Origin of the sequence: Ruminococcus sp., assembly GCF_024691275.1 — a bacterium.
Lineage (GTDB): Bacteria > Bacillota > Clostridia > Oscillospirales > Ruminococcaceae > Ruminococcus.
In genome coordinates this window covers 1-2697 of sequence record NZ_JAILNU010000016.1, presented here as the reverse complement: position 1 = coordinate 2697, position 2697 = coordinate 1, and the positions used below count along the sequence as shown (strand labels likewise).

General features: G+C 46.5%; 3 protein-coding genes. All 3 read right to left on the bottom strand.

Annotated features, from left to right (window positions below; translation table 11 throughout):
• Positions 1 to 200: 200 nt before the first annotated feature.
• From K6G33_RS01770 to lepB, 3 genes are read right to left on the bottom strand one after another with little or no spacing between them, the layout of a single operon-like run.
• A complete protein-coding gene (locus K6G33_RS01770; RefSeq protein WP_296775574.1) occupies positions 201 to 1262 on the bottom strand; it encodes a Cna B-type domain-containing protein in 1062 nt (353 codons plus the stop codon).
• A 1-nt stretch (position 1263) separates the two neighbouring features.
• Entirely contained in the window at positions 1264 to 2097 is an 834-nt protein-coding gene (locus K6G33_RS01765; RefSeq protein WP_296775572.1) for a class C sortase, read from the bottom strand.
• On the bottom strand, positions 2094 to 2654 hold the full coding sequence (gene lepB / locus K6G33_RS01760) for a signal peptidase I (protein WP_296775570.1): 561 nt from the start codon (positions 2652 to 2654) through the stop codon (positions 2094 to 2096). The genes K6G33_RS01765 and lepB overlap by 4 nt, the downstream gene beginning before the upstream one ends.
• Positions 2655 to 2697: the final 43 nt, after the last annotated feature.

The window sequence follows — 2697 nt, the reverse complement described above, 5'->3', positions numbered from 1 at the left end:
GTCCACAGCTATCGGGTCGACGAGATAAGAGCCATCGACGGCTCGGATTCGGAGGGAATGATATACGGAAAAGGCACTGACTGGGATATTACACTTTTCACCTGCAACCTGAGCGGACAGGCAAGGATAACAGTAAGAGCCTGCAAAATACAGAAATAAAAAAACATCTTCAGTTATTCAATACTGAAGATGTTTTTTTGTTATTCCTTATCCTCTTTTTTTGTCCTGATAAGCGTACCGAGGGATATCAGCAGTATACCTCCTGCGCCAAGGGGCACTATCGGCCACCAGAGCTGTCCTGTCTGCGTGAGCGGCGGCAGCTTGACCGTAGTTGTCGGCGGACTTGTGACATTGGTATACGTACCTGTAGCCGTTGTGTACGTTAAAGTAGTCTGATCTGTAGCGGAGGAAGTCGTAGTTGTCGTGCCCGAAGTAAGAGTAGTTGTCGTTGTAGTCGTATCCTTCGGATTATAGCTGTTTTTTATGAGATACTGTGTGCTGTTGAAATCAATTATAACATTGTAGCCGACAGGTATCTCACGCTCGACAACGTACCAGTCGTTGATAGGTTCAAGGTCTATCCAGCGATGCTCCCAGTTGTTCTCCTCGTTCAGTACCACTGTATCGTAGAGTTCATCGTTCCTGAAAAGGTCAACTGTTACATATGAGGGACGAGCTGTGTTTTCAGCCGAATCGTTTATCCATACCTTTCTTACGGTATACGAACCGACACTTCCGCCAAGAGTAGCATAGGCGAATTTCGGATATGCGTCATAGCTGAATGAAATATCGGAATCATCAGCCTCAAGCAGGAGAGATGAGGGAACATAGTAGGTATTGCCTACTTGCAGCGTTCTTCCCACAGCAAGATATATGCCCTTGCTCAAGCCGCTGAATTTCAGCTCGCCGTTTTCATCGGTCTCACCGCTGCCGACGGGAGCAATACCGTCCGCAACTGCGTAGCTTTCGAGGGTTTTGGCTTTCTCGGATACGTTTTCCTCGTTGATCTCATTGATATCTATAGGATATCCCGCAAAATTCCCCGTAAGCGCAAAGCCGCTTCCCGAGCGCTCTCCTACTCTGTAGAGCTTCCATTTCATACCTGTAAGGATGGTGTTATCCTTTCTGCATATCAGGGTCACGGAGCGGTCGTTCCCGGCGCCGACAGCGCCTGACAGCGGTATAAACATAAGCATAAGGGAAAATGTTAAGAAAACGCATGAGAAAAATCTCATGAATGATTTACCGTACCTTTGCATCATATCACCTCTTATTTTTTGATCTTATCCTGCCCGAAACTGCCCAGAAGATCATCAGGATCACAATGACAGGAGCAACTATAAACGGCAGAACCTTTATATCGTCAACGGGGACAGCATCAGCAGTTACCTTAATGATGTGAGGCTGTCCGCTCTCGATCCTGTGAGCTCTCACAAGCAGACGGTGCGTATTTATACCGTATGGAGTGCAGGTCATCAGAGTAACGCAGTCCATATCGGGTATCGGCGCAAGCTTGTCCATTTGATACGGCAGAACCGTATTTATCTCATCGACCTCATATTCCATTACTTCGTCAAGCACGGTGATACTGAAAGTATCATTTTCCGTGAGCTTGTCGATATCAGTGAAGAGCCTAGCAGACGGAAGTCCGCGGTGTGCGGATATTACCGCATGATTTCCAATGCCGCCGATGGGGAGTGAAGTCCCCTGAAGGTGACCCACGGCGATATTGAGCACCTCGCTGCTGGTTCCGTGGTATATGGGGAGATAAGCGTTTATCTTAGGTATATCAATATATCCCATTATACCCGTACCTGTTATGTCAAGAGCCTGTTCATAGCCCTTTACATTCTTATAATCACTGAGAGGAGACTCCAGCTTTGCAAGCTCGCTGTTATACTTCTCCGCTCTTTCAAAGAACTTTTTCTTTACTGAATCGTCCATTTCGCTGACCGTCTGATCGTATACCGCGATAGCTCTTGAGAGCTTGCCAGCGTTCCACCAGTTGCTGAACGAAGGGTAGAGCATAATGCATATCCCCGCCGCAAGAGCGGCAAAAAGAACGATATTAAATATCAGACTGCGCTTGTTTTTCATTTTAACCTACCAAATGAGCCAAAAGGCGTGACCCTGAAATAAACTTTTCCGATTATGTTTTCCTCAGCGACACATCCAACGGAGGTCGTGCGGCTGTCCACCGAGACCTCTCTTTCATCACCCATTACGAAGTATCTGTCCTCGGAAACTGTCATCGGGAACGTGATATCACATTCTCCCGACGAGACTTTGCTGATATATGGTTCGTCAAGCTTTTTTCCGTTCAGCTCCACCGTACCGTCGTCAAGGATATTTATAGTATCGCCCGATGCGGCGATAACACGTTTTATAAGGACTTTTTTGTTATGGTAGAAGGCGATTATGTCGCCTTTTTTTATATCCCCGGACTTATTGCACAGCACAGTCTGTCCCTTTGATAAAGTAGGCTCCATGCTGCTGCCGGTAACTCTGAAAAGCGGGAAAACGAAATTGCAGATCAGAACGATAACGGCTGCGGCGGTGATAAGAGACGAAACAGTGCTGAAAAGAGCTTTCGCAAAGGCTTTTCTGTAGCTTTTCGGCTCAATATTGTTTTCATTGGTATCTTTTTCGTTCATTTCACGACACAGCCCTTCGGTTTATACATAATGTAATACAAGC

Coding starts and splice junctions, on each gene's coding strand:
- K6G33_RS01770 (WP_296775574.1), bottom strand. CDS start 1,262: ATGATGCAAAGGTACGGTAAATCATTCATGAGATTTTTCTCATGCGTT.
- K6G33_RS01765 (WP_296775572.1), bottom strand. CDS start 2,097: ATGAAAAACAAGCGCAGTCTGATATTTAATATCGTTCTTTTTGCCGCT.
- lepB (WP_296775570.1), bottom strand. CDS start 2,654: ATGAACGAAAAAGATACCAATGAAAACAATATTGAGCCGAAAAGCTAC.